22 protein-coding genes and 1 riboswitch are annotated in these 26,846 nt (G+C 73.1%); of the genes, 16 read left to right on the top strand and 6 right to left on the bottom strand.

All coding sequences use genetic code 11. From position 1 onward, the window contains the following. The first annotated feature begins 9 nt into the window (after window positions 1–9). From ACH4SI_RS21405 to ACH4SI_RS21380, 6 genes are all read left to right on the top strand, one after another. Window positions 10–2,133, top strand: a complete 2,124-nt coding sequence (locus ACH4SI_RS21405) for a type IIA DNA topoisomerase subunit B (protein ID WP_398297840.1) — start codon at window positions 10–12, stop codon at window positions 2,131–2,133. Window positions 2,134–2,275: 142 nt separating this feature from the next. After that, the gene (locus tag ACH4SI_RS21400; RefSeq protein ID WP_398297838.1) at window positions 2,276–2,779 is read left to right on the top strand and encodes a DUF1453 domain-containing protein; all 504 of its coding nucleotides are present in this window, start codon (window positions 2,276–2,278) and stop codon (window positions 2,777–2,779) included. 20 nt (window positions 2,780–2,799) lie between these two features. Then, window positions 2,800–3,954, top strand: coding sequence for a sensor histidine kinase (locus ACH4SI_RS21395; protein ID WP_398297836.1), 1,155 nt, complete (start codon window positions 2,800–2,802; stop codon window positions 3,952–3,954). Window positions 3,955–3,971: 17 nt separating this feature from the next. After that, window positions 3,972–4,658: a response regulator gene (locus ACH4SI_RS21390; protein ID WP_398297834.1), complete on the top strand. Its 687-nt coding sequence runs from the start codon at window positions 3,972–3,974 to the stop codon at window positions 4,656–4,658. A gap of 101 nt (window positions 4,659–4,759) precedes the next feature. Further along, a complete protein-coding gene (locus tag ACH4SI_RS21385) occupies window positions 4,760–5,212 on the top strand; it encodes a DUF485 domain-containing protein (RefSeq protein WP_398297832.1) in 453 nt (150 codons plus the stop codon). Next, complete coding sequence (locus ACH4SI_RS21380; protein WP_398297830.1) at window positions 5,209–6,816, top strand: cation acetate symporter; 1,608 nt, start codon at window positions 5,209–5,211, stop codon at window positions 6,814–6,816. The genes ACH4SI_RS21385 and ACH4SI_RS21380 overlap by 4 nt, the downstream gene beginning before the upstream one ends. 25 nt (window positions 6,817–6,841) lie before the next feature. On the opposite strand, the gene ACH4SI_RS21375 is transcribed toward ACH4SI_RS21380, so the two are convergent. The 3 genes from ACH4SI_RS21375 to ACH4SI_RS21365 all read right to left on the bottom strand — a co-directional run bounded on the left by ACH4SI_RS21375 (window position 6,842) and on the right by ACH4SI_RS21365 (window position 10,287). Then, on the bottom strand, window positions 6,842–7,516 hold the full coding sequence (locus ACH4SI_RS21375; RefSeq protein WP_398298008.1) for a response regulator: 675 nt from the start codon (window positions 7,514–7,516) through the stop codon (window positions 6,842–6,844). Window positions 7,517–7,560: 44 nt separating this feature from the next. Continuing rightward, window positions 7,561–9,219, bottom strand: a complete 1,659-nt coding sequence (locus ACH4SI_RS21370) for an ATP-binding protein (RefSeq protein WP_398297828.1) — start codon at window positions 9,217–9,219, stop codon at window positions 7,561–7,563. A gap of 81 nt (window positions 9,220–9,300) precedes the next feature. Further along, complete coding sequence (locus tag ACH4SI_RS21365) at window positions 9,301–10,287, bottom strand: sucrase ferredoxin (protein ID WP_398297826.1); 987 nt, start codon at window positions 10,285–10,287, stop codon at window positions 9,301–9,303. A gap of 148 nt (window positions 10,288–10,435) precedes the next feature. Here ACH4SI_RS21365 and ACH4SI_RS21360 point away from each other — a divergent pair, with 148 nt between their 5' ends. Next, window positions 10,436–10,840, top strand: coding sequence for a tetratricopeptide repeat protein (locus ACH4SI_RS21360; protein WP_398297824.1), 405 nt, complete (start codon window positions 10,436–10,438; stop codon window positions 10,838–10,840). A gap of 101 nt (window positions 10,841–10,941) precedes the next feature. On the opposite strand, the gene ACH4SI_RS21355 is transcribed toward ACH4SI_RS21360, so the two are convergent. Next, window positions 10,942–13,386, bottom strand: a complete 2,445-nt coding sequence (locus ACH4SI_RS21355; protein ID WP_398297822.1) for a DNA topoisomerase (ATP-hydrolyzing) subunit A — start codon at window positions 13,384–13,386, stop codon at window positions 10,942–10,944. A gap of 288 nt (window positions 13,387–13,674) precedes the next feature. Between ACH4SI_RS21355 and ACH4SI_RS21350 the strand changes: the two genes are divergently transcribed. The 4 genes from ACH4SI_RS21350 to ACH4SI_RS21335 all read left to right on the top strand — a co-directional run bounded on the left by ACH4SI_RS21350 (window position 13,675) and on the right by ACH4SI_RS21335 (window position 18,639). After that, a complete protein-coding gene (locus ACH4SI_RS21350) occupies window positions 13,675–15,057 on the top strand; it encodes a M16 family metallopeptidase (RefSeq protein WP_398298006.1) in 1,383 nt (460 codons plus the stop codon). A 20-nt stretch (window positions 15,058–15,077) separates the two neighbouring features. Next, the gene (locus ACH4SI_RS21345) at window positions 15,078–16,463 is read left to right on the top strand and encodes a M16 family metallopeptidase (protein ID WP_398298004.1); all 1,386 of its coding nucleotides are present in this window, start codon (window positions 15,078–15,080) and stop codon (window positions 16,461–16,463) included. Between the two features lie 224 nt (window positions 16,464–16,687). Continuing rightward, window positions 16,688–16,850: riboswitch (cyclic di-AMP (ydaO/yuaA leader) on the top strand. A 13-nt stretch (window positions 16,851–16,863) separates the two neighbouring features. Beyond that, window positions 16,864–17,658: a M23 family metallopeptidase gene (locus ACH4SI_RS21340; protein WP_398297820.1), complete on the top strand. Its 795-nt coding sequence runs from the start codon at window positions 16,864–16,866 to the stop codon at window positions 17,656–17,658. 201 nt (window positions 17,659–17,859) lie between these two features. Beyond that, complete coding sequence (locus tag ACH4SI_RS21335; RefSeq protein ID WP_398297818.1) at window positions 17,860–18,639, top strand: GntR family transcriptional regulator; 780 nt, start codon at window positions 17,860–17,862, stop codon at window positions 18,637–18,639. Between the two features lie 114 nt (window positions 18,640–18,753). On the opposite strand, the gene ACH4SI_RS21330 is transcribed toward ACH4SI_RS21335, so the two are convergent. Beyond that, window positions 18,754–19,035: an HPr family phosphocarrier protein gene (locus ACH4SI_RS21330; protein WP_398297816.1), complete on the bottom strand. Its 282-nt coding sequence runs from the start codon at window positions 19,033–19,035 to the stop codon at window positions 18,754–18,756. 199 nt (window positions 19,036–19,234) lie between these two features. Here ACH4SI_RS21330 and ACH4SI_RS21325 point away from each other — a divergent pair, with 199 nt between their 5' ends. The 4 genes from ACH4SI_RS21325 to ACH4SI_RS21310 all read left to right on the top strand — a co-directional run bounded on the left by ACH4SI_RS21325 (window position 19,235) and on the right by ACH4SI_RS21310 (window position 25,024). Continuing rightward, complete coding sequence (locus tag ACH4SI_RS21325; RefSeq protein WP_398297814.1) at window positions 19,235–22,174, top strand: GNAT family N-acetyltransferase; 2,940 nt, start codon at window positions 19,235–19,237, stop codon at window positions 22,172–22,174. A 275-nt stretch (window positions 22,175–22,449) separates the two neighbouring features. Next, window positions 22,450–23,046 carry a DUF5998 family protein gene (locus ACH4SI_RS21320; protein WP_055549785.1) on the top strand — a complete coding sequence of 199 codons (597 nt, stop codon included), beginning with the start codon at window positions 22,450–22,452 and terminating at the stop codon, window positions 23,044–23,046. Next, entirely contained in the window at window positions 23,046–24,275 is a 1,230-nt protein-coding gene (locus tag ACH4SI_RS21315; protein WP_398297811.1) for an alkaline phosphatase family protein, read from the top strand. The genes ACH4SI_RS21320 and ACH4SI_RS21315 overlap by 1 nt, the downstream gene beginning before the upstream one ends. A 77-nt stretch (window positions 24,276–24,352) precedes the next feature. After that, window positions 24,353–25,024, top strand: a complete 672-nt coding sequence (locus ACH4SI_RS21310) for a thymidine kinase (protein ID WP_398298002.1) — start codon at window positions 24,353–24,355, stop codon at window positions 25,022–25,024. Here ACH4SI_RS21310 and ACH4SI_RS21305 read toward each other — a convergent pair. Further along, on the bottom strand, window positions 25,021–25,818 hold the full coding sequence (locus ACH4SI_RS21305; protein ID WP_398297809.1) for a VOC family protein: 798 nt from the start codon (window positions 25,816–25,818) through the stop codon (window positions 25,021–25,023). The two genes, ACH4SI_RS21310 and ACH4SI_RS21305, sit on opposite strands and share 4 nt — an antisense overlap. A gap of 160 nt (window positions 25,819–25,978) precedes the next feature. On the opposite strand from ACH4SI_RS21305, the gene ACH4SI_RS21300 reads away from it, so the two are divergent. Next, window positions 25,979–26,815 carry a sulfurtransferase gene (locus ACH4SI_RS21300; RefSeq protein ID WP_398297807.1) on the top strand — a complete coding sequence of 279 codons (837 nt, stop codon included), beginning with the start codon at window positions 25,979–25,981 and terminating at the stop codon, window positions 26,813–26,815. The last annotated feature ends 31 nt before the right edge of the window (window positions 26,816–26,846 follow it).

The following is a 26,846-nucleotide window of genomic DNA, read 5'->3' as shown; positions in this document are numbered from 1 at the left end:
GCGAACCGCGTGACCGCCGATACGTCCGTGCCGTCCAGTGCGCTGCTTACCGGAGCAGACCGGGGCGGCTCCAACTACACCGCGCGGCACCTTCTCGTCCTCGAGGGGCTCGAGGCAGTGCGCAAGCGGCCCGGTATGTACATCGGGTCGACAGACAGCCGCGGTCTCATGCACTGTCTCTGGGAGATCATCGACAACTCGGTGGACGAAGCCCTGGGCGGCTACTGTGACCGCATCGAGGTGCATCTGCACGACGACGGTTCCGTGGAGGTCCGGGACAACGGCCGGGGGATCCCGGTCGACGTCGAGCCCAAGACCGGGCTGTCCGGCGTCGAGGTCGTGATGACCAAGCTGCACGCCGGCGGCAAGTTCGGCGGCGGCGCGTACGCGGCCTCCGGCGGCCTGCACGGCGTCGGCGCCTCCGTGGTGAACGCGCTGTCCAGCCGCCTCGACGTCGAGGTGGACCTGCACGGCAAGACCCACTCGATCAGCTTCCGGCGCGGCGTTCCCGGGATCTTCACCGAGCCCGGCCCGGACGCCCCCTTCGACCCCTCCAGCGGCATCCTCAAGGGCAAGCGGGTTCCCAAGACCCGCACCGGCACCCGCATCCGCTACTGGTCGGACCGGCAGATCTTCCTCAAGGACGCCAAGCTCTCCCTGGAGACGCTGCACGCCCGCGCCCGCCAGACCGCCTTCCTGGTGCCGGGCCTGACGCTGGTCGTGCGGGACGAGCGGGCCCTCGAGGGCCGCGAGGGGCCCGTCGAGGAGACCTTCCGCTACGACGGCGGCATCAGCGAGTTCTGCGAGTACCTCGCCCAGGACAAGGCCGTCTGCGACGTGCTGCGCCTGTCCGGCCAGGGCACCTTCAAGGAGACCGTTCCGGTCCTCGACGAGCGCGGCCACATGACGCCGACCGAGGTTACCCGGGAGATGGGCGTCGACATCGCGCTGCGCTGGGGCACCGGCTACGACGCCACCACCAAGTCCTTCGTCAACATCATCGCCACCCCCAAGGGCGGCACCCACGTCTCCGGCTTCGAGCGGTCGGTCACCAAGACCGTCAACGAGGTGCTGCGCTCCGCCAAGCTGCTGCGCGTCGCCGAGGACGACGTCGTCAAGGACGACGTCATGGAGGGCCTGACCGCCGTCGTGACCGTGCGGCTCGCGGAGCCGCAGTTCGAGGGCCAGACCAAGGAGGTGCTGGGAACCTCGGCCGCCTCCCGCATCGTGGCCAACGTGGTCTCCAAGGAGCTGAAGGCATTCCTGACGTCCGCCAAGCGGGACGCCAAGCAGCAGGCCCGCGCCGTCCTGGAGAAGGTCGTCGCCGCGGCCCGCACGCGCATCGCGGCCCGCCAGCACAAGGAGGCGCAGCGCCGCAAGACCGCGCTGGAGTCCTCCTCGCTGCCCGCGAAGCTGGCCGACTGCCGCAGTGACGACGTGGACCGCAGCGAACTGTTCATCGTCGAGGGTGACTCGGCGCTCGGCACGGCCAAGCTCGCCCGGAACTCCGAGTTCCAGGCGCTGCTGCCGATCCGCGGCAAGATCCTCAACGTGCAGAAGTCGTCCGTCTCGGACATGCTGAAGAACGCCGAGTGCGGGTCGATCATCCAGGTCATAGGGGCCGGTTCGGGCCGTACGTTCGACATCGACCAGGCCCGCTACGGCAAGGTGATCTTCCTCGCCGACGCCGACGTCGACGGCGCCCACATCCGCTGTCTGCTGCTCACCCTGTTCCAGCGCTACATGCGGCCGATGGTGGAGCAGGGCCGGGTCTTCTCGGCCGTGCCGCCGCTGCACCGGGTGGAGCTGGTCAACCCGAAGCGGGGCCAGGAGAAGTACGTCTACACGTACTCCGACAACGAGCTGCGGGAGACGCTGCTGGACCTGGAGCGCCGCGGGGTCCGCTACAAGGACGGCATCCAGCGCTACAAGGGTCTCGGCGAGATGGACGCCGACCAGCTCGCGGAGACCACGATGGACCCGCGCCACCGCACGCTGCGGCGTATCAACATCAGCGATCTCGACGCCGCCGAGCAGGCCTTCCATCTGCTCATGGGCAACGAGGTCGCGCCGCGCAGGGAGTTCATCACCAACTCGGCGGCGACCCTGGACATGTCGCGCATCGACGTCTGACCCCCTTCCGGAGCGGCCGTCTCTCCACCCCCGGGTGGAGAGACGGTTTCCACCCGTGATCCGCCCTGGCTCCGATCCCCGTGGCCGGGCCCGTCCGTAGCGTCGGGAGCGTTCTCGTTCCCGCCCCACGGAGGCTTTTCTCATGCCGGAACTCGCCCGGGTCGTGCTCATCGCCGCGGTCGTCGTCATCGTGCTCGTACGGCAGTTCCGGCCGCAGAAGGTGACCGAGGACGCGCGGCGCTGGTGGGTGGTGCCGGTGGTGCTCGGGTATCTCGCGCTGCGCGAACCCGGGCTGATCGACCACGACCACCGGGTGGCCGCCGCGGCGCTGCTGGTGGTGGAGGTCCTCGTCGGGGTGGCGACCGGAGCCGGGTGGGGGTGGACCAGCCGGGTGTGGACGGATGACTCCGGCGCGGTCTGGACCCAGGGCGCGAAGACCACGGCGATGGTGTGGGCGGGCGCCATGGTGTGCCGGGCGGTTCTGGCGGGGGTGGGCGTGCTCGCGGGCGTACCGCAGGGCAGCGGCCCGCTCATGCTGTCGCTCGCGGCGTCCCTGCTGCTGCGCGGCGCCGTCGTCATGATGCGGGCGAGGGGGCTGGGCCCGGTGCCGGTGCGGGCCGGTGCGCAGGGCACCGCCGGCCGGTGAGCACGGGGCACACTGGGCCAATGGGCGGATGGACGCAGTGGCCCTCGCGGCAGGCGCTGTCGCGGGAGGGCGTGCCCCGGATCAGGCTGCTGATCAACGGTGGCATGTGGCTGGGCCTGACCGGCTGGCTGCTGGTGAACGTCCTCCGGAACGACGCCTTCCATGGGTGGGGGCGGGCCGCGGTGATCGCTGCGCTCGCCGGGTGCGCCGCCCTGGTGTACGCGCTGCGCCGGGTCACGCTCGACCACCGGCTCGGCCCCGCCCTGGGGCTGCTCGCCCTACTGATCGCCGCGGGGGCCGCGCTGTACGCCCTCGGGGTGGAGACCCCGGCCGCCGCGGTGTGGGTCGTGAGCGCCGTCCTCGCCATGGAGCGGCTGCCCTTGCCGAGCGCGGTCGGCTGCGCCGCCGTGGCACTGGGGGCGTACGCGCTCACCGACGGCGGCTCCCCGCTCTCCGAAGCGATCACGGTCGCGGCCGTGGGGCTCGGCGGCTATGCCCTCCGGCTGGACGAGGAGGCCCGCGGCACAGCCTACCGGCTGCTGGAGCAGGAACGGGCGGCCCGGCGGGCGGAGGCCGAGTCGGCGGCGCTGGCCGAGCGGTCCCGGATCGCCCGCGAGATCCATGACGTGCTGGCGCACAGCCTGTCCGCCCAGCTGGTCCACCTGGAGGCCGCACGGCTGCTGATCGAGCGCGGCGAGGACTCCGCGAAGGTGCTGGACCGGGTGGTCGCCGCCCGGGGGATGGCCCGCGACGGGCTCGCCGAGACCCGCCAGGCGCTGTCCGCGCTGCGCGGCGAGATGGCCCCGGTCGAGGATTTCCTGCGGGAGTCGGCCGCGGCCCAGGGCGCCCGCTTCGCGCGGCTGGGCGAGCCGCGGACGCTGACCGCGGAGGCGGGGCTCACGCTCCGCCGGGTCGCGCAGGAGGCGCTGACGAACGTCCGTAAGCACGCGCCGGGCGCCCGGGTGGAGCTGCGGCTGGGCTACGCCGAGGACGCGGTCTCGCTGGAGGTCCGCGACAGTGGCGCCCGTAAGGCACCGGCCGCCGCCGGTCTGACGGCGAGCGGCGCCGGGTACGGTCTGCTCGGAATGCGCGAGCGCGCCGAACTCCTCGGCGGCACGCTGGACGCCGGGCCGGAAGGGGAGGGGTTCGTGGTGCGACTGCGGGTGCCGCTGTGACGGCGGCGGGTGCCGCTGTGACGGCGCGGATCGTGGTGGCCGACGATCAGACGGTGGTGCGCGAGGGCATCGTGATGCTGCTGGGGCTGCTGCCCGGTATCGAGGTGGTCGGTTCGGCGGGCGACGGCGAGGAGGCGCTGCGGCTGGTCGCCGAGCTGGCCCCGGACATCGTGCTGATGGATCTGCGGATGCCCCGCTGCGACGGTGTGGAGGCGACGCGCCGGGTGTGCGCGGAGCACCCGGGCACGAAGGTCGTGGTGCTCACCACCTACGCCGACGACGACTCGCTCTTCCCGGCGCTGCGCGCCGGTGCCCGCGGCTATCTGACCAAGGACGCCGACGCCGACGAGATCGTCCGGGCCGTGGAGGGCGTGATGTCGGGGGACGCCGGGCTGTCGCCCCAAGTACAGCGGCGGCTGCTGGAGCGGATCACGGAGCCACCGGAGCCGGGGGCGGATCCGGCCGGGCCGCTGCCGGACGGGCTCACGCCCCGGGAGGCGGAGGTGCTGGCCCTGGTCGCCGAGGGGCTGTCCAACCCGGAGATCGCGCGCCGGCTGAGCATCGCGCCCGCCACCGTGAAGACGCATATCAACAACCTGTTCGCCAAGACCGCGGTCCGCGACCGCGCCCAGGCTGTGCGCTACGCCTACCATCACGGCATCGCCGCTCCGCCCGACACCGATTCCGGGTTGTTCATCACCTGAGTCACCTGATGGGGTGAACGTCCGGTATTGGAGTATCCGGGATCTTCTCACTCTGTCCATCCTTGGGCACGCCAACGCGGCAGTGAACAAGGAGCTTTCGGGTGGACATGCACAACGCGCGCGATGCCGGGGCGGCCCGGCTGGACGATCCCTGGTACGACGCGCTCGCCTCCGGCTGGGGCGGTTCGGACGAGACGGCCGGCCCGCCCCGGCGCGCCCGCCCGCCCGCGGCCGAGGAGGTGTACACGGAGGTGCACGGCAGCGCCGCCTTCCAGGAGGTGCGCAGGCGCTACCGCCGCTTCGTCTTCCCCGCGGCCGCCGCCTTTCTGCTGTGGTATCTCGCGTATGTGGTCGCGGCGACCACCGCGCCCGGCATGATGGCCCGGCCGGTGGCGGGCGCGCTCAATGTCGCGATGGTCGCGGGGCTCGCCCAGTTCGCCACCACCTTCCTGCTGACGTGGGCGTACGCCCGCCATGCGCGGCTGCGCCGGGACCGGGTCGCACTGGAGCTGCGCTGGGTGACGCAGGAGATGATGCGGGGGCACGGGCGGTGACCGGCAATCAGCAGAGCCTCGCGCTCCTGCTCTTCGGCGTCTTCGTAGCAGCCACGCTCGCGATCACCACCTGGGCGAGCCGCCGGCGGCAGGGCTCCCCGGAGGAGTTCTACACGTGCGGGCGGCTGTTCTCCCCGATGGAGAACGGCTTCGCCATCGCGGGCGACTACATGTCGGCCGCCTCCTTCCTCGGCATCTCCGGCCTCATCGCGCTCTTCGGCTACGACGGGGTGCTCTACTGCGTCGGCTTCCTGGTGGCCTGGCTGGTGGTGCTGCTGCTGGTCGCCGAACTCGTCCGCAACTGCGGCCGGTTCACGCTCGCCGATGTGCTGGCCGCGCGGATGAGCGAGCGCCCGGTCCGGATCGCCGCGGGCGTCTCCTCGGTCACCGTCTGCGTGCTCTACCTCGTCGCCCAGATGGTCGGCGCGGGCAGCCTGGTCGCCCTGCTGCTGGACGAGACGGGGTCCCGGGCCCGGGCCTGGACGGTCATCGGCGTGGGCACCCTCATGGTGGTCTTCGTGGCGCTGGGCGGGATGCGGGCCACGACCTGGATCCAGATCGTGAAGGCCGTCCTGCTGATGGGCGGCGCGGTGGCGCTCACCGTGCTCGTCCTGGTCCGCTTCCACGGCGACATCGACAGCCTGCTGAGCACCGCGGCGCGGCACAGCGGGCAGGGCAGCGACTTCCTCGCCCCGGGCCTCGCCTACGGCGACGGCTGGACCGCCCGGCTGGACTTCGTGAGCCTCGGGATCGCCCTCGTGCTGGGCACCGCCGGGCTGCCGCACATTCTCTCGCGCTTCTACACCGTGCCGACGGCCCCGGCCGCCCGCCGGTCCGTCATCTGGTCGATCGGGCTGATCGGCGGCTTCTACCTGATGACGATCGTGCTGGGCTTCGGCGCGGCGGCCGTGCTGGGCACCGATGCCGTCCGCAGCTCCAACGCGGCGGGCAACACGGCCGTGCCGCTGCTCGCGCTCGACCTCGGCGGGGGCGCCGGGTCGACGGGCGGGACGGTGCTGTTCGCGATCGTCGCCGCCGTCGCGTTCGCCACCATCCTCGCCGTCGTCGCCGGGATCACCCTCGCCTCCTCGGCCTCCGTCGCCCATGACCTGTACGCCTCGCTGAGCCGCCGCAAGGACCGCACACCGCGCAGTGAGGTCGCGGTCGCGCGGGTCGCGGCGGTCGGGATCGGGGCGGCGGCGATCGGCCTGGGGCTGCTCGCCGACGATCTCAACGTGGCCTTCCTGGTGGGGCTCGCCTTCGCGGCCGCCGCGTCCGCGAACCTCCCGGTGCTGCTGTATTCGCTGTTCTGGCGGCGGTTCACCACGCGCGGGGCGGTGTGGTCGGTCTACGGCGGGCTGGTCCCGGCGGTGGTGCTGGTGGTGCTGTCCCCGGTGGTCTCCGGCGGCCCCGACGCGATCTTCTCCGGAGTGGACTTCCACGTCTTCCCGCTGCAGAACCCGGGTCTGGTCTCGGTCCCCCTGGGTTTTCTCGCCGGCTGGCTCGGCACGGTCCTCTCCGGCGAGGCCGCGGGCACCCGCGGGCACGCGGCCAGGCACGCGGAGACGGAGGTACGGGCCCTCACCGGCGCGGGCGCGGCCTGAGCGCCCCGGCTCGGGGCCCTGGGGCTCAGACCCAGTCGTAGCGGTGTTCCGGGCGGCCGGTCTCGCCGTACTTGAGGCTGAGCCGCACCCGGCCCGTGCGCTCCAGGAGCTTCAGATAGCGCTGGGCGGTCTGTCTGCTGAGCGACGCGCGGTCGGCGACCTCCTGGGCCGACAGCGGGCCGTCGGCCCCGTGCAGCACCTCCCGTACGAGGTCGGCGGTGAGCGCCGAGTGGCCCTTGGGCAGCTCGGCGGGGCCGGCCGAGGCGCCGCCCACGGCGCCGAAGATCCGGTCCACCTGGTCCTGCCCGGCCTCGCCGCCGCCCGACAGGGCGCGGCGCAGCGCCGCGTAGCCCTCCAGCTTGGCCCGCAGTCCGGCGAACGTGAACGGCTTGACCAGGTACTGCAGCGCGCCGTGGCGCATCGCGGCCTGGACGGTGCCGATGTCGCGGGCGGCGGTCACCATGATGATGTCGGTGTGGTGGCCCAGCTGCCGCAGCCGCCCCACCAGCGCGAGCCCGGTCTCGTCCGGCAGATAGTGGTCGAGCAGGACGAGATCGGCGTGGTCGCGCTCCAGGAAGGCCAGCGCGTCGGCGGCCGTGTGCGCCTGCCCGGCGACACGGAAGCCCGGCACCTTCCCGACGTACGCCGCGTTGACGCGGGCGACCCGCACATCGTCGTCCACGACCAGAACCTCGATCAGGCCGCTGAGGCCGCCCGGGCCGGTGTCCGATCCGATCGCGGCGGTCATCGCGGCTCTCCTGTCGCGGTCAGCGGCGCCTCGGCCAGCGCCTCGGGGAGGACGACGGTGAACTCGGCGCCGCCGCCGTCGCGGTCGGCCACCCGGGCGCTGCCGCCCTGGCGCTCGGCGAGGCGGCGCACCAGCGCCAGCCCGATGCCGCGCTGTCCGTGCGCGGGCGGCTTCTTGGTGGACCAGCCCTCGGTGAAGACCAGGTCGCGCCGGTCGTCGGGGATACCGGGCCCGGTGTCCGAGACCCGCAGCAGCACCGTACGGTCGTCCGCGCACAATTCCACCTCGACCCGCGGCTCGGCCGAACCGACCGCCGCGTCCAGCGCGTTGTCGATCAGGTTGCCGACGATCGTCACCAGGCCCGGCGGATCCACCAGCCGGTCCGGCAGCAGGGTGCCCTCGGCGATGCGCAGGGCCACCCCGCGCTCCGTGGCGACCGTGGCCTTGCCTACCAGCAGGGCGGCCAGCAGCGGATCGTGTACCCGCTCGGTGACCTGCTCCGCGGTGGCGCGGTGCACGCCGACGGCCTCGGTGATGAACTCCACCGCCTCCTCGTGGAGTTCGAGTTCGAGCAGGCCGAGGAGGGTGTGCATCCGGTTGGCGTGCTCATGGTCCTGGGCGCGCAGCGCGTCGATCAGCCCGCGGGTGCCGTCAAGTTCGCGGCCGAGCCGCTCCAGCTCGGTGCGGTCGCGCAGGGTGGCCACCGCGCCGCCGTCGTCCGTGGGCATCCGGTTGGCGACCAGCACCCGGCCGCCGCTGACGGTCAGCAGGTCGGCGCCGGTGACCCGGCCTGCGAGCACATCGGTCGTACGGCCGGGCGGCAGCACCGCCTCCAGCGGCCGCCCGGTGTCCTCGGCGCGCAGGTCCAGCAGCCGCTGCGCCTCGTCGTTCATCAGCCGGATGCGGCCATGCGTGTCGAGCGCGACGACACCCTCGCGGATGCCGTGCAGCATGGCCTCGCGCTCGGCGAGCAGCGCGGAGATGTCGGAGAAGGCGAGGTCATGGGTGCGCCGCTGGAGCCTGCGGGAGACCAGATAGGCCGCCAGGACGGCGACGGCGAGCGCGCCGCCCGCGTACGCGAGCATCCCGGGGAGCGCGCCGAGCAGCCGGCCGCGCACGGTCTCGTACGCGATGCCGACCGACACCGCGCCCACGATGCGGCCGTCCCGGTCGCGCAGCGGCACCTTGCCGCGGGCCGAGCGGCCGAGCGTGCCGTCGTCGATCTGCATGACGTCGTGGCCCGCGAGGGCTTCCTCGGGGCTGGTGGAGACGTGCTTGCCGATCTCGTCCGGAGAGGTGTGGGACCAGCGGATCCCGCGCCGGTCCATGATCACGACGTATTCGGCGCCGGTCGAGCGGCGGATGCGGTCCGCCGCGGCCTGGACCGGACCGCCCGCCGAGGGGCGGGTGTGCTGGAGCGCCGTGACCAGCCGCGGTTCGGAGGCCGTGGTCTGCGCGATGGCCAGCGCCCGGCGCATGGCCTGGTCGTCGAGCTGGGCGCCGAGCGGGCGCAGGAAGAGGCCGGTCGCGAGCACGGTGACGCCCGTGGCGATGGCCAGCTGCATCAGCAGCACCTGGGAGAAGACGCGTCGGGGCCAGCCGATGCGCCACCTTGTGGCCGCGGAGGGCGGCCCCGGCGGTATCGCGGCGCTCATGGCAACGAAGGGTAACGAAGGGCGGGGCCCGGGGACGCCGCCAGGACCCCCGCGGTTCTTCAGGAGCGCCGGGGCGATCGCTCAGCGCCTGCCGAGGGTGACCGTCCGTCCGTCCCGCGCGGGCCGGACCGCCCGGATGCCGACCACGTCCATACGGGCCGGGGAGCCCAGCGGCGAACCGCAGCTCTGCTGCCGCGGCGGGGCGGCGGCCACCTGCGCCACGCTCACCCGCCACACCCGGCCGTCGGTGTGCGCCACGGTCACCGACCAGGCGGGGGCGGCGCTCTCGGTCCGTACGACGGTCAGCGCGTCGGCGCCGTCCTCACCGGTCAGCTCGCGGACCGCCAGCTCGGCCGCCTGCCCGGGGCGCTCCCACGCGGAGCGGCCGCGGCAGCCCTCGGTGGCCACCCGGTTCTCGCGCAGCGCCGCGAGGGTGTCCTTGACGTCCTGGGCGGTGACCCTGCCGTAGGCGTAGCCGTGCGGCAGGACGACGAGCGTCGGCGAGAAGCGGTGGCCGCCGATGTGGGTGATCTCCCAGGTGCCCTCCACACCGGCGGCGGTCAGCTCGGCGGCGAGCGGGCGGCCGAGCAGCGCGCAGCAGCGGTCGCGCTTGCCGTTGGTGCACACCAGCACCAGCGGGTCGCCGGTGTACTCCTCCCACTCCCCGGGGATGTCGTCGGGGGCGTCATCCACCGCCCCGGCCAGCCCGCCCGGGTCGCCCGCGCCCAGCGCGGCGAAGTCCAGGCCGAGCAGCCGTTCCGGCTCGGCGAGGGCGGTCGTGCGGATCCAGGAGCGGCCGGGCCGGGTGTGCGCCACGAACACCCGGTGACGGCTGCCCGCGGGCAGATCGGCGTGGCGGCCGGGCCGGCGTATCAGCGCGACCCGTACGCCGGTGCCCTCGGCAGCGCGCTCCAGGGCGCGCCCCACCGCGGGGTCCAGCCGGCTGGCCGTCAGGGCTTCGGCGCCCCAGGGACCCGGCTGTTCGAGAAGCAGCCAGGTGGGGGCGGTGGCCGCCGTTCCGGCGAGCGGCTCGGACAGGTCCCGGGAAGCGGTCGTGCACGTGCTCACAAAGGTAAGCCTAACCTCTGTCGATCAACTTCGCGCACGGGCGGGGGAATCAGGGTGCCGGGGGAGCGGGACGGTCCGGGGGCGCTCCCTGTTCCGCGTGGGCGGGGACGGCGGGAGAATGGCGCTTCCGGGGGCGGAGGGGGTTCTGATGCGTGGGCTGTGGGCGCGGTGGCGCGGGCGCCGGGGGAGACGCGGGGCGCGGCGGCTGGATCCGGGCCTGAGGGCGAGGGTGCGGGCGGCGTACGCCGAGGGACGGCCGATCCCCGAGGCGCTCGCCCGGCAGGCGGCGCTCGCCGGTGACCGGGAGGGCATGACGGTCTACGGCATCGGGCTCGGCAACCGGGGTGCGTACCCGGAGGCCCTGCACTGGCTCGGGAAAGCGGTCGCCGCGGGGGACCTCACCGCGCTGGTGGTGCTCGGCACCCTGTACCTGGACCTCGGCGACGCGGCGGAGGCGGAGCGGCACTTCCGGAAGGCGGCCGACCGCGGCCATCCCGGCGCCCAGGTGGCCCTCCGGCAGTTGCGGGCCCGGCGCAACGGCGCCGGACACTGAACCGCCGCTGATCCTTCGGGCCCCGTATGTGAGGGGCCCGATATGCGCGGGGCGCGGCACCCATCCGGTGCCGCGCCCCTGATCGTCCGTTTCCGCCGTGGCTACACCGGCCCGGCGACCACCGCCACCGGCTTGGCGAGCGGCACTCCGGAGCCGTCCCGGCGCGGATCGGGCTCCGGCAGCGGCACCGGGGAGCCAGTGGCGGACGCCGCGCGGGCCGGGGTCGCGCCCGCCCAGGCCAGCACCAGACAGTCCTCGCCCTTGAGGAACCGCTGGCAGCGCACCCCGCCCGTGGCCCGTCCCTTGCGGGGGTACTGGTCGAAGGGGGTGAGCTTGGCCGTCTGCAGTGCGGAGTCGTCGAGCGTGCCGTGCGAACCGGAGACGGTGAACACCACGGCATCGGCCGCCGGGTCCACCGCTGTGAACGAGATCACCTTCGCGCCGGACCCGAGCTTGATGCCCGCCATGCCGCCCGCCGCACGCCCCTGCGGCCGCACCTGGGCCGCCTGATAGCGCAGCAGTTGGGCGTCGTCGGTGATGAAGACCAGGTCCTCCTCGCCCGTGCGCAGCTCGACCGCGCCCACGATCCGGTCGCCCTCCTTGAGGGCGATGACCTCCAGCTCCTCCTTGTGGGCCGGATAGTCCGGGACCACGCGCTTGACGACGCCCTGCTCCGTGCCGATGGCGAGCCCCGGTGAGGACTCGTCCAGGGTGGTGAGGCAGATCAGCTCCTCGCCGTCCTCCAGCGACAGGAACTCGGCGATCGGCGCCCCGCCCGACAGCTCGGGGGTCCCCTCCGGAAGCTGTGGCAGGTCGATCACCTGGAGCCGCAGCAGCCGCCCGGTCGAGGTCACCGCCCCGACCTCCGCGCGGGCCGTCGCCGGGACGGCCGAGACGATCGCGTCGTGCTTGCTGCGCTTGGTCTGTCCGCCCGCGAACGGTTCCCCGTTCGCCGTACGGGCCAGCAGCCCGGTGGAGGACAGCAGGACCCGGCACGGGTCGTCCGCGACCTCCAGCGGCACCGCGGTCACCGGGGCGTCGGCGGACTCCAGCAGCACCGTACGCCGCGGGGTGCCGAACTTCTTGCCGACCGTGGCCAGTTCGGAGGAGACCAGCTTGCGCAGCTCGGCGTCCGAGTCGAGGATCCGGGTCAGCTCCTCGATCTCCGCGTTGAGCTTGTCGCGTTCCGACTCCAGCTCGATCCGGTCGAACTTGGTCAGCCGGCGCAGCGGAGTGTCCAGGATGTACTGCGTCTGGACATCGGACAGCTCGAAGCGGTGCATCAGCGTTTCCTTGGCCTGCGCCGAGTTCTCGCTCGACCGGATGAGGCGGATGACCTCGTCGATGTCGAGCAGGGCCACCAGCAGCCCCTCGACCAGGTGCAGCCGGTTGCGCCGCTTGGTGCGCCGGAACTCGCTGCGCCGGCGCACCACGTCGAAGCGGTGGTCGAGGTAGACCTCCAGCAGCTCCTTGAGCCCCAGCGTGAGCGGCTGGCCGTCCACCAGAGCCACGTTGTTGATGCCGAAGGACTCCTCCATCGGCGTGAGCTTGTAGAGCTGCTCCAGCACGGCCTCCGGGTTGAAGCCGTTCTTGATCTCGATCACCAGGCGCAGGCCGTGCGCACGGTCGGTGAGGTCCTTGACGTCCGCGATGCCCTGGAGCTTCTTCGCGCCGACCAGGTCCTTGATCTTGGAGATGACCTTCTCGGGGCCGACCGTGAAGGGAAGCTCCGTGACGACGAGGCCCTTGCGGCGGGGCGTCACGTCCTCCACGGCCACCGTGGCGCGGATCTTGAAGCTGCCGCGCCCCGTCTCGTACGCGTCCCGGACGCCGCTGAGCCCGACGATCTGTCCGCCGGTCGGCAGGTCGGGTCCCGGCACATGCCGCATCAGCGTGTCCAGGTCCGCACCCGGGTGCCTGATCAGGTGGCGGGCGGCGGCGACCACCTCGCCCAGGTTGTGCGGCGGCATGTTCGTCGCCATGCCGACCGCGATCCCGGACGTGCCGTTGACCAGGAGGTTCGGATAGGCGGCGGGGAGGGTGACGGGCTCCTGCTCGCTGCCGTCGTAGTTCGGCGAGAAGTCGACCGTGTCCTCGTCGATGGACTCGGTCATCAGCGAGGTCGCCGAGGCCATACGGCACTCGGTGTACCGCATCGCGGCGGGCGGGTCGTCATTGCCCAGCGAGCCGAAGTTGCCGTGGCCGTCGACCATCGGCAGGCGCATCGAGAACGGCTGCGCCATGCGCACCAGCGCGTCGTAGATCGACGCGTCACCGTGCGGGTGGAGCTTTCCCATCACCTCGCCGACGACGCGGGCGCACTTCACGAAGCCGCGCTCGGGGCGCAGCCCCATCTCGTTCATCTGGTAGAGGATGCGGCGGTGCACGGGCTTGAGCCCGTCGCGGGCGTCGGGCAGCGCGCGCGAATAGATGACCGAGTAGGCGTACTCGAGGTAGGAGCCCTGCATCTCGTCGACGACGTCGATGTCGAGGATGCGCTCCTCGAAGTCGTCCGGCGGCGGACTCTTCGTGCTGCGGCGGGCCATCGCGCTTGCGGCTCCTTCAACGGGCAGAGCGGGATCTGACGCGGACCATTGTGGCCCCGTCCGCCGACAACTGTGGAACGGGCCTCTCCACGAGAGGCGCCGAGTGGCCCTGTGAACGGCCCCGCACGGCCCCCTTCGCGCCCCGTTCCGGCCGCCTGCGCGACCTTGGCCCGACCTTTGCCCGACGGGAACTTCGCCAGATGTCCGTGCGGTTGCATAGAGTGACAGAAGCGCTCATCACACGGTTCGCACGCGCTCCATCACGCGATCGAAGGGACGTACATGCCCATGGGTCACACGGCCACGCAACAGGCCGGCTCCGGCGGCCTGAAAGCGACCGAGCACCGTCTGGCCAACGGCCTGCGGGTAGTGCTCTCCGAGGATCACCTGACCCCGGTCGCCGCGCTCTGCCTCTGGTACGACGTCGGCTCACGCCATGAGGTCAAGGGGCGTACCGGCCTCGCCCACCTCTTCGAGCACCTGATGTTCCAGGGCTCGGCCCAGGTGACGGGGAACGGCCACTTCGAGCTGGTCCAGGGGGCCGGCGGCTCGCTCAACGGCACGACGAGCTTCGAGCGCACCAACTACTTCGAGACGATGCCCGCCCACCAGCTCGAGCTGGCGCTGTGGCTGGAGGCGGACCGCATGGGGTCCCTCCTGACCGCACTGGACGACGAGAGCCTGGAGAACCAGCGGGACGTCGTCAAGAACGAGCGCCGCCAGCGCTACGACAACGTCCCGTACGGCACGGCCTTCGAGAAGCTCGTCGCCATGGCCTACCCCGAGGGCCACCCGTACCACCACACCCCCATCGGCTCGATGGCCGACCTGGACGCCGCCTCCCTGGAGGACGCCCGGGAGTTCTTCCGCACGTACTACGCGCCGAACAACGCGGTGCTGTCCGTCGTGGGCGACATCGACCCCGAGCAGACGCTCGCCTGGATCGAGAAGTACTTCGGCACCATTCCCTCCCACGAGGGCAAGCGGCCGCCCCGCGACGGCACCCTCCCCGACGTCATCGGCGGGCAGCTGCGCGAGGTCGTGGAGGAGGAGGTCCCCGCCCGCGCCCTGATGGCCGCGTACCGGCTGCCGCACGACGGTACCCGTGAGGCCGACGCCGCCGACCTGGCGCTGACCGTCCTCGGCGGCGGCGAGTCCTCCCGGCTGCACAACCGCCTGGTGCGCCGCGACCGTACGGCCGTCGCCGCCGGGTTCGGCCTGCTGCGGCTGGCGGGCGCGCCGTCGCTGGGCTGGCTGGACGTGAAGACCTCCGGCGGGGTCGAGGTGCCCGGCATCGAGGCCGCCGTCGACGAGGAGCTGGCCCGCTTCGCCGAGGAGGGCCCGACGCCGCAGGAGATGGAGCGCGCCCAAGCGCAGATCGAGCGCGAGTGGCTGGACCGGCTGGCCACCGTCGGCGGCCGCGCCGACGAGCTGTGCCGGTTCGCCGTGCTGTTCGGCGACCCGCAGCTGGCCCTGACCGCCGTGGGACGGGTGCTGGACATCACCGCGGAGGAGGTGCGGGCCGTGGCCGCTGCGCGGCTGCGCCCCGACAACCGCGCCGTGCTGGTCTACGAGCCCGTCCGGGGCGCCGAGGACGCAGACCGGGCAGCCCAGTCCGGCAACGCCGCAGAAGCCGCCGACACCGACGCAGAAGGGGAGGCGGCCCAGTGAGCGACGCCGTCACCGCCACCATGACCTTTCACCCGCAGCCGCAGGGCGGCGCCCCCAGGCCGTGGGCCTTCCCGGCGCCGGAGCGCAGTGAGCTGTCCAACGGGCTCACCGTGCTGCGCTGCCACCGCCCCGGCCAGCAGGTCGTCGCCGTGGAGATCAACCTCGACGCCCCGCTGGACACCGAGCCGGCCGGGCTTGAGGGCGTCGCCACGATCATGGCGCGCGCCCTGTCCGAGGGCACCGACAAGCACACCGCCGAGGAGTTCGCCGCCGAGCTGGAGCGCTGCGGCGCCACCCTGGACGCCCACGCGGACCACCCCGGCGTCCGGGTCTCCCTGGAGGTGCCGGTCTCCCGGCTGCCCAAGGCGCTCGGCCTGCTCGCCGACGCCCTGCGCGCACCCGCCTTCCCCGACGGCGAGGTCGAGCGGCTGGTGCGCAACCGGCTGGACGAGATCCCGCACGAGCTGGCCAACCCGGCCCGCCGCGCTTCCATGGCCCTGGCCAAGGAGCTGTTCCCGGCCGAATCGCGGATGTCCCGGCCGCGCCAGGGCACCGAGGAGACCATCGAGGGCATCGACGCCGCGGCGGTGCGGGCCTTCTACGAGGCGCACATCCGGCCGTCCACCACGACCGCGGTCGTCGTCGGCGACCTGGCCGGTGTCGACCTCGACCAGGCGCTCGCCGACACCCTCGGTGCCTGGACCGGCGGCCCGGCTCCGCAGGGCTCGGTCCCGCCGATCATCGCCGACGACACCGGCCGTGTGGTGATCGTCGACCGGCCCGGCGCGGTCCAGACCCAGCTGCTCATCGGGCGCATCGGCGCCGACCGGCACGACCGCGTCTGGCCCGCGCAGGTGCTGGGCACCTACTGCCTGGGCGGCACCCTCACCTCCCGTCTGGACCGGGTACTGCGCGAGGAGAAGGGCTACACCTACGGGGTGCGCGCCTTCGGCCAGGTGCTGCGCTCCACGCCGCCCTCGCCGGCCGGCGGCGGCTCGGCGGGCGCCTCGCTGCTGGCGATCAGCGGTTCGGTGGCCACCGAGGTCACCGGCCCGGCGCTGGAGGACCTGTGGACGGTGCTGCGGACGCTGAAGGAGGAGGGGCTGACGGACGCCGAGCGTGACGTCGCCGTGCAGAACCTCGTCGGTGTCGCCCCGCTCAAGTACGAGACGGCCGCCGCCGTCGCGGGCACGCTCGCCGACCAGGTCGAGCAGCACCTGCCGGACGACTTCCAGGCACAGCTGTACGCCCGGCTCGCCGAGGCGGGCACGGTGGAGGCGACCGCGGCGGTCGTGAGCGCCTTCCCCGCCGACCGGCTGGTGACCGTCCTGGTGGGTGACGCCTCGAAGATCGAGGAGCCGGTCAAGGCGCTCGGCATCGGAGAGGTGCGCGTCATCACCGGCTGAACCGCGTTCCGGCGGGCCCGATATGTCCCGGGGCCCGGCCCAACGCCGTATCACCACAAGGACCCTGGCGTCGAGTGCGACGCCAGGGTCCTCCCTTATGCCCGATTTGAGGGCTGTTTGGTTTGTGGCGAGAACAACAAAAACCCGTAACCGTTTGGTGATCGAAACGCGGCCCGTTTAGCGTCAGTGCGGCTGTTCGCCGGATACCGCCGCACCCGCGGCACGGACAGTCATCGCCGAGTCCCATGGTGCGAGTGCCAGGGGAGCCGGGGACCCAAACGTCCCTGGGGTGAATCGGACGCCTTCCCCGGCCGGGGGAGGGGCCCGTAGGAGACCTTCCTGCTCCGAACCCGTCAGCTAACCCGGTAGGCGAGAGGGAAGGAAAGGAGTGCGCCACCACATGGCGTTCACCCGTGCCGCCGGGAAGCACCGACGTCCCAGCCAGGCCGCCGTCCGTACCGGCGCCAACATCGCCGGCATTACCACGGTCGCCTCGGGCGTCGTCGCCGGCATCGCCGGCCCGGCCCTCGCCGCGACCGGCGAGACGCCGTCTCCCCAGGACACCGGTCTCCGCCAGGCAATGGTGATGGGCGACGGTCTCTCCGACCAGATCGACGCGCAGGCCCAGTCGCAGCAGAGCGCCGCCGAGTTCGCCGCCGCCAAGGCCAAGGCCGAGGCCGTGGCCCGCCAGGAGGCCGCACGGAAGGCCGAGGCCGCCGCGAAGAAGGCCAAGGCGGAGCGCGACGCCAAGGAGCGCGCCGCGCGTGAGGAGGAGCGCAAGCGCCTCAACACGTTCGTCTCGCCCGTCGAGGGCTCCTCCGTCTCCACGGGGTACCAGGCGTCCAGCGGCCTGTGGTCCTCCGGCAGCCACACCGGGATCGACTTCAGCGCCTCCACCGGCACCGAGGTGCATTCGGTGGGCATGGGTGAGGTCGTCGAGGCGGGCTGGGGTGGCTCCTACGGCAACAACGTCGTCATCAAGATGAACGACGGCACCTACACCCAGTACGGCCACCTCTCCTCGATCGGCGTCTCGGTCGGCCAGAAGGTCACCCCCGGCCAGCAGATCGGCCTGTCCGGCGCGACCGGCAACGTCACCGGCCCGCACCTGCACTTCGAGGCCCGCACCACGGCGGAGTACGGCTCGGACATGGACCCGCTGTCGTACCTGCGCTCGCACGGTGTCAACCTCTGACCCGTCGCCCCTCCTGTCGAAAGGCCCCGTCCGCGCCCGGACGGGGCCTTCGGCGTGCCCGCTCCGCTGTGACCAAAAAATATCCCCGAATTTCCTTCGCCCATCGGAAATCCCGGCGGCTTCGAATAGAGTCGCTGAACGCGCGTCAATCGGATGCGTTTCGCGGGGTTGAGGCGGAGGATCGACAATGCGGGACCGGAAGTGAACGGGGATACGACCGCGCTCCAGGGCGGTCGCCGGATTTCGGCACACGCGGTGTGCGCGGCGATCCGTGACGACATCATCTCCGGTGCCTGCCCGCCCGGCAGCCGGCTGACCGAGGAACTGCTCGCCCGGCGCTACGGGGTCTCCCGGGTGCCCGTCCGCGAGGCGCTGCGCACCCTGGAGTCCGAGGGCTTCGTCACCACCCGGCGGCATGCGGGCGCGTGCGTCGCGCAGCCGTCCGAGAAGGAGGCGGCCGACGTCCTGGACATCCGGGCCCTGCTGGAGCCGCTGGGGGCCGCCAGGGCCGCCCAGCGCCGCACCGAGGGGCATCTGAAGGTGCTGCGCGGTCTGGTCCGGCTCGGCCAGGAGCGGGCGGAGCGCGGCCGGCTGGGCGAGCTGCGCTCGCTGGGCGACTGGTTCCACGAGACGCTCGCCCAGGCGTCCGGCAGCCCGAGCCTGGCGGGACTGCTGGTGCAGCTGCGGCGCAAGACGGCGTGGGTGTACGCGGTGGATCCGGCCCGGCAGGCGGCGCGCGGCGCGCAGGCCGTGCAGGGCGCGCCGGGCCCGACGGGGGGCGCGGACCCGTCGGTGCGCGCCGTCGAGTCCTGGGCGGAGCACGGGGCGATCGTGGACGCGGTCGCGCGCGGTGACGCCGACCGGGCCCGCGAGCTCGTCGCCGCGCACACCGAGCGTTCGCTGGCCGAATACCGATGGCGAAACGCGTCCCAGGTGAGAACTTCGAAACAATCCGTAAACACGGCGAGTGGCCGGAATTAACAGCAGCCCGGTAGGCGGCTCAAAGAAATTCCGTAGGCGGAAAAACAACGGGGCCGCGGTGATCCGTAATGGTTCACCGCGGCCCCGCCGCGCAGAAATGCGATTCGGACGGAATCAGACGGTCTCCGGAAGCTCCTCGAGACCCTCGGCCACGAGCTTCGCCAGACGGTCGAGCGCGACCTCCGCGTCCTCGGCCTCGGAGGCGAGCACGACCTCGTCGCCGCCCTGAGCGCCCAGGCCGAGCACGGCGAGCATGGAAGCGGCGTTGACCGGGGCGCCGCCCGCCTTGGCGATCGTGATGGGGACGCCGGCGGCGGTCGCCGCACGGACGAAGATCGACGCCGGACGGGCGTGCAGGCCCTCGGCCCAGCCGATGTTGACGCGGCGCTCAGCCATGGTGTTGCCCTTCAGATCTGCGGGTGGTGTTGTCTAGACCAGATCATACGGTGTCCGGTCCCGCCCGGGTCGGGCCCGAGTGGGTCCGGTCATGTCCGAACAGGTCCGATACGGACTTTCCCTCGCCACCTCCCGTTCACGCAAGGGTGTCCGCCATGCGGACCTCGGCGTCCCGGACTTGAGCCCGTACCCTGTCCCCATGCCGAGCCCGTCGGATGATCACGCCTATCCCACCCATTGGGAGGCCGACGTCGTGCTCAGGGACGGTGGCACCGCGCAGATCCGCCCCATCACGCCCGATGACGCACAGCGCCTGGTCAGCTTCTACGAACGCGTCTCGGACGAGTCGAAGTACTACCGCTTCTTCGCGCCCTACCCCCGGCTCTCCGACCGCGACGTCCACCGCTTCACCCACCACGATTACGTCGACCGGGTCGGCCTCGCGGCGACCGTCGGGGGCGAGTTCATCGCCACCGTCCGCTACGACCGCATCGACGAGGACGGCCTGCCCGCGCACCTCTCGTCCTCCTCCTCGCAGGGCGCCCCCGCCGACGAGGCCGAAGTCGCCTTCCTGGTGCAGGACGCCCACCAGGGGCGCGGCGTGGCCTCCGCCCTCCTCGAGCACATCGCCGCCGTCGCCCGCGAGCGCGGCATCCGCCGCTTCGCCGCCGAGGTGCTGCCCGCCAACACCAAGATGATCAAGGTGTTCACGGACGCCGGCTACACCCAGAAGCGCAGCTTCGACGACGGGGTCGTCCGCCTCGAATTCGACCTCGAACCCACCGACGCCTCCCTGGCCGTCATGCGCGCCCGCGAACAGCGTGCCGAGGCCCGCTCCGTGCAGCGGCTGCTCACCCCCGGCTCCGTCGCCGTCATCGGAACCGGCCGGGCCCCCGGCGGGGTCGGCCGCACCGTGCTGCGCAACCTCCTCGATGGCGGCTTCACCGGGCGGGTCCACGCCGTCAACCACGCCTTCCCCGAGGACTGGACGCGCCTGGAGCCCGACGGCGTCCCGGCCCACCGTTCCCTCCGTGAGGTCGAAGGCCCGGTCGACCTGGCCGTCGTCGCCGTGCCCGCCGCGCAGGTGCCCGACGTCGTCGCCGACTGCGGCGAACACGGCGTCCAGGGGCTCGTCGTCCTCTCCGCCGGATACGCCGAGAGCGGCCCCGAGGGCCGCGACCGTCAGCGCGACCTGGTCCGCCGGGCCCGCACCTACGGCATGCGCGTCATCGGCCCCAACGCCTTCGGCATCATCAACACCGCCGAGGGCGTGCGGCTGAACGCCTCCCTCTCACCGCGGCTGCCGGTCCCCGGCCGCATCGGGCTGTTCACCCAGTCCGGCGCGATCGGCATCGCCCTGCTGTCCGGGCTGCACCGGCGCGGCGCCGGACTCACCCGGCCCACCTGCACCGAGGGGATGACGGGCCTCGCGGGTCTCGCCGGCCTTGCGGGTATCGCTGGTATTGCTGGTATTTCTACGTTTGTCTCCACCGGGAACCGCGCCGATGTCTCCGGCAACGACCTCCTCCAGTACTGGTTCGAGGACCCGCAGACCGACGTCGCCCTCATGTACCTCGAGTCCATCGGCAACCCCCGCAAGTTCACCCGGCTCGCCCGCCGCACCGCCGCCGTCAAGCCCGTCGTGGTCGTCAAGGGCGCCCGGCACAGCGGCAGCGCCCCCACCGGGCACGCGGTGCCCACCACCCGCATCCCCGATGCCACCGTCTCCCACCTGCTGCGACAGGCCGGCGTCCTGCGCGTGGACACCGTCACCCAGCTCGCCGACGTCGGAGTCCTGCTCGCCTCCCAGCCACTCCCGGAGGGGCCGCGCGTCGCCATCCTCGGCAATTCCGATTCCCTCGGCCTGCTCACCTACGACGCCTGCCTCACCGAAGGGCTGCTCCCGCTGCCGCCCCGCGACCTGACCACGGACGCCGCCCCCGAGGACTTCCACCGCGCCCTGACCGGAGCGCTCGGCGACGACGAGTGCGACGCCATCGTCGTCACCGTCATCCCCTCGGTCGGCGACGCCCGCGCGGCGGACCTGGCCGCGGCCGTCCGCACGGCGGCCGCCGAGGCGCCCGGGCGCGGCGCGGGCAAGCCGGTGGCGGTGGTCCACCTGGAGATCCCCGGCCTCGCGGAGGCCCTCGCGGGCTTCGGCGACCCGGCCCCGCCGCCCGGCGCCGAACCCCCGGCCGAACCGCGGACCGAACCCCCGGCCGGGACCCGCCGGATCCCGGCCTACCCGGCCGCCGAGCGCGCGGTGCGGGCGCTCGCCGAGGCCGTGCGGTACGCGCGCTGGCGGCGGGAATCCGGGGAGCCCGGCCGGGTGCCGGAGTACGACGACATCGACGAGGCCGGGGCCGCCGCCGACATCGAGGTGCTGCTGGCCCCGCGCGAGGGAGCCCCACAACGGAACATCCCGCCGCCCGACGCCCCCGCCGTCGGCACCGGCATCGAGCTGTCCGCCGCCGACACCCAGCGCCTGCTGGCCCGCTACGGCGTCAGCGTGCTGCCCGCGCTGCCCGCGCCCGACCCCGACACCGCCGTACGGGCCGCCGGGCGGCTCGGCTATCCGGTCGCGCTGAAGCCCACCGCCCCGCATCTGCGTCACCGCACCGACCTGGGCGGGGTGCGGCTCGAACTCGGCGGCGAGCCGGAACTGCGCCGCGCCTACGCCGAACTGACCGCGCATCTCGGCCCCGCCGAGGAGCTGGGCCTGGTCGTACAGCGGATGGCGCCGCGCGGCGTCGACACCGTCGTACGGGCCGCGATAGACCCCGGCGCCGGGGCCGTGCTCTCCTTCGGGCTGGCCGGCGCCCCGTCCGAGCTGCTGGGCGACACCGCGCACCGGCTCGTCCCCGCCACCGACCGGGACGCGGCCGAGCTGATCAGGTCCATCCGGACCGCGCCGCTCCTCTTCGGCTGGCGGGGGTCCAAGCCGGTGGACACCGCGGCCCTCGAAGAGCTGCTGCTGAGGGTGTCGCGGCTGGTGGACGACCACCCCGAGGTGGTCGCCGTCGACCTGGAGCCGGTGGTGGTCGCCCAGCAGGGCCTCTCCGTGCTCGGCGCGTCCGCGCGGCTGGCGCCGCCGCCGGTGCGCACCGACCTCGGCCCCCGCCATCTGCCCGCCTACTGACGGCCCAGGGGGTGTCTTGTCGATCAGGCCGGATCAGCGAGCGGCGTCTGGTGCAGGGGGCACCTCCCAGCGGTAGCTGGGGGAGCATCGCAAGTCGCGTGAGGAGAGCGCAGCGGCGCTGCGTGCGACGAGCGCGGCGCGGCGAGGTGCCGCCCGCCGCGGCAGCGGCTGATGTCACAGCGGCGTCGGGAGCCCGGCATGATTGGCAAGGCACCCCCTTGGGACCTGGACGGGCATGGGAGCCGGTGTCGGCGCCGCCCCGTAGGATGGTGCCCATGGCGAAGACCGGTACGACGACCCAGGGGCTGCGCGCGGCGATCGAGCGCAGCGGCTATTACCCGGCACTCGTGGCCGAGGCGGTGGAGGCCGCCGTGGGCGGCGAGCCGATCGTGTCGTACCTGGTCCATCAGGAGACCACGTTCGACGCCAACGAGGTCCGCCGCCATGTCACGGTCCTCGTCCTCACCGGAAACCGCTTCATCGTCAGCCACACCGACGAGCAGGCGGCGGACGGCACCTCCCCGTCGCCGTACGCGACCACCTCCACCGAGTCCGTGAAGCTCCAGCGGATCTCGTCGGTGGTGCTCAGCCGGGTCGTCGCCAACCCCGAGTCGTACACCCCGGGCACGCTGCCCCGCGAGGTCGTGCTGACCATCGGCTGGGGCGCCGTCAACCGCCTCGACCTGGAGCCCGCCGCCTGCGGCGACCCCAACTGCGAGGCCGACCACGGCTACACCGGCTCGTCCACCGCCGACGATCTGAGCCTGCGGGTCAGCGAGGCGGGCGACGGCCCCGACACAGTCCGCCAGACCCTCGCCTTCGCCCAGGCGCTCTCCGAGGCCACCGCGGCCACGCCGGACGCCGGCCGCTGATGCCCGGATCCGCCACCGGCCCGACCACCGCCGCCGACTCCGCCTGGCCCGAGCCGGTCCCGCTCGACCCGCGCACCGCTCCGGTTCCGCGCTACGGCACCGGGTCGCTCGCCGATCTGCTGCCCGCGATCGCCGCCGGCCAGGGGGTCCCCGGGTTGACGTCCGGGCTCGACCTCGCCCCTGCCGACCGGGCCTGCGTCTTCCTGGTCGACGGTCTGGGCTGGGAGCTGCTGCGCGACCACCCCGCCGAGGCGCCCTTTCTGACCTCGCTGCTCTCCACCTCGATGAACGGCACCGGCGCCCCGCTCACCGCGGGCTTCCCGTCCACCACCGCGACCTCGCTCGCCTCCGTGGGCACGGGCCTGCCGCCCGGCGCCCACGGCCTGCCGGGCTATACGGTGGCCGACCCCGCCACCGGCCTGCTGATGAACCAGCTGCGCTGGCAGCCCTGGACGGATCCGCACGCCTGGCAGCCGTATCCCACGGTCTTCCAGCTGGCCGACGCCGCGGGCGTGCACACCTGCCAGGTCTCCGCGCCGACCTTCGAGGAGACCCCGCTCACCAAGATCGCGCTGAGCGGCGGCACCTTCCACGGCCGGCTCTCCGGCGAGGAGCGGATGGACCTCGCGGCCGAGCAGCTGGGCGCCGGGGACCGCTCGCTCGTCTACACGTACTACAGCGAAGTGGACGGCAAAGGTCATCGTTTCGGCGTCGACTCCGACGAGTGGCGTGACCAACTCCGCTACGTCGACGGGCTTGCCCAGCGGCTCGCCGAACAACTCCCGCCCCGCGCCGCGCTCTACGTGACCGCCGACCACGGCATGATCGACATCCCCTTCGACCCGGAGTCGCGCCTCGACTTCGACACGGACTGGGAGCTGCGGGCGGGTGTCGCCCTGCTGGGCGGCGAGGGCCGTGCCCGCCATCTGTACGCGGTCCCCGGCGCCGCCGGCGACGTGCTCGCCGTATGGCGCGAGGTGGTGGGGGAGCGGATGTGGGTGGCCGGCCGTGACGAGGCTATCGAGGCGGGCTGGTTCGGGCCGCCCGGCGGAAACGGCGGTGTGGACGACCGGGTCTACCGGCGCATCGGCGACATCGTGGCCGCCGCCCACGACGATGTCGCGATCGTCGCCTCGGAGACCGAGCCCAAGGAGTCCGCGATGGTCGGGCTGCACGGTTCGATGACCCCGGTGGAGCAGCTCGTCCCGCTGCTCGAAGTACGCTCCTGAGCGACCGCGTCGCGCCACGCGGCCGGCCCGCCGCCATCCGTCCCGTAGCGTCCCGTATGAAAGGCTCCACCACCCCCATGCCCGAGCTGGTGTTCTTCTCCGGAACCATGGACTGCGGAAAGAGCACACTGGCTCTGCAGATCGAGCACAACCGCTCGGCCCGTGGGCTCCAGGGGATGATCTACGCGCGGGACGACCGGGCGGGCCACGGCAAGCTCTCCTCGCGGCTCGGGCTGGTCACCGAGGCCGTCGAGGCCGTGGCGGACCTGGACTTCTACGCCCATGTGGTCGGCGTGCTGACGGCCGGGGGCCGTGCCGACTACGTCATCGTGGACGAGGCGCAGTTCCTCACCCCGCTCCAGATCGACCAACTCGCCCGGGTCGTCGACGACCTGGGCCTGGACGTCTTCGCGTTCGGCATCACCACAGACTTCCGCAGCAAGCTCTTCCCCGGCTCCCAGCGCCTGGTCGAACTCGCGGACCGGGTGGAGGTGCTCCAGGTCGAGGCGTTGTGCTGGTGCGGCGCCCGGGCGACGCACAACGCCCGTACGGTCGGCGGCGAGATGGTCGTCGAGGGCGCCCAGGTCGTCGTGGGCGACGTCAACCGGTCGGAGGGCGAGGTGGGTTACGAGGTGCTGTGCCGTCGCCACCACCGGCGCCGGATGACGGCCGCCGGCGCGCGGGCCGCAAGCCTGTCACCCGATGTGCTGCCGGTCGACTCGCCCGCCGACCCGCCGACGGTTCCCTAGCTTCCCGTAGCAGCCCGGACGACCGTGAAGGCCGCGCCCTCCCGGTCCGTGACCAGGGCCGCGCGCCCGGTGGCCCGGTCCGACGGCGGCTCGACCACCCGGCCGCCCAACTCGGCCACCCGGCGCACGGCTTCGTCCACGTCCGCCACCGCGAAGTGCGTCATCCAGTGCGCGCCCCGGCCGCGGAGCAGGGCCCGGCCCCCGCTCCGGATCGCGCACACCGGCCGCCCGGCCAGACGCAGGGTCCGGCGGCCGGGCTCGCCGGGCCCGGGCGGTGCCGCGCTCTCGGCGTCGTCCGGTTCGTAGCCGAAGACCATCCGGTAGAACTTCGCGACCGCCCCGGACTCGCGGGCCGTCAGCTCGTGCCAGACCGGGGTGCCCGGCAGCCCCGCCTCCCGGAGGGCGGCGTGCTCCTCCTCCTGCCACACTCCGAACACCGCGCCCTCCGGGTCGGCGGCGATCAGCATCCGGCCCGCCTCATCCGCGTCCAGCGGGCCCACGGCCACGGTGCCGCCGCAGGCGCGGATCATTTCCGCCGTCTCGTCGGCGTCGTCGGAGGCCAGATAGGTCATCCAGGAAACCGGAAGGTGACGATCCGGCGGCAGTTCGCCCAGCCCGGCGACCGGCCGGCCGTCCCGTACGGCGCGGACGTACGCGCCGAGCTGCTGCGGACCAGGGGTGAACTCCCAGTCGAACAGGGCATGGTAGAAGTCCTGTGTCGCGGCAAGGCTGTGCACCATCAAACTCGTCCAGCAGGGCGTGCCCGGTGCGCGCCGAGTCGCTGCCTCGGTCATACGTCACTCTCTCCTCGGACCATCGTCGTGGCCGTGCGGCCCCGGGCCGGTCGGCGGCGCGGGGCGGTGATGCGGAGGTGCTGATGTGGGGGCCCGAACGATATTTCCACCATCTGTCGCGGCAAGCCGCCGCAGGGGTATCTACGCAAGGATGGTTCTCATGAATGCCATCATCACCGCACCCGATCTCATGGACGCGCTGACGGGGGAGCGTCCCCCGCTTCTGCTGGACGTGCGCTGGCAGCTCGGCGGCCCTCCCGGTCGCCCCGCGTACGAGGCCGGACATCTGCCCGGCGCCGTGTACGTCGATCTCGACACCGAGCTGGCGAGCCCGGCCGGGGCGGCGGGGCGCCATCCGATGCCCGATCTTTCCGCGTTCGCGGCCGCGATGCGCCGGGCCGGGGTCGGCCGGGGCCGGCGTGTGGTGGCGTACGACGGCGGACAGGGGTGGGCGGCGGCGCGCGCCTGGTGGCTGCTCCGCTGGGCGGGCCACCCCGATGTACGCGTGCTCGACGGCGGTCTGCCCGCCTGGACCGCGGCCGGTGGCGCGCTGACCACCGAACTCCCGGGCGGGCCCGAGGGCGACTTCGTCCCGGAGCCCGGTGCCCTGCCGCTGCTGAGCGCGGACGACGCGGCCGCGCTCGCGCGGCGCGGAGTGCTGCTGGACGCGCGGGCGGGCGAGCGCTACCGCGGCGAGGTCGAGCCGATCGACCGGGTCGGCGGCCACATCCCGGGCGCGATCTCCGCTCCCACCGTCGAGAACGTCACCGACGACGGGCATCTGCTGCCCGCCGAGCGGCTGGCCGAGCGCTTCGCGGATCTCGGCGCCACCAAGGGTGCCGAGGTCGGGGTGTACTGCGGTTCGGGCGTCTCGGCCGCGCACCAGGTCCTGGCCCTGGCGGAAGCCGGGATTCCGGCGGCCCTGTACGTGGGCTCGTGGAGCGAGTGGTCCGCCGACGACAGCCGTCCGGTGGCCACCGGCCCCGAGCGGGGCTGAACGAGCGCGGCTGAATCGCCGTGCGCACCAG

The sequence above is a fragment of the Streptomyces sp. NPDC021212 genome, assembly GCF_044332925.1.
In the GTDB taxonomy this organism is placed as follows: domain Bacteria; phylum Actinomycetota; class Actinomycetes; order Streptomycetales; family Streptomycetaceae; genus Streptomyces.
The sequence above is the reverse complement of the archived record's forward strand: the minus strand, read 5'-3'. Positions and strand labels throughout refer to the sequence as shown.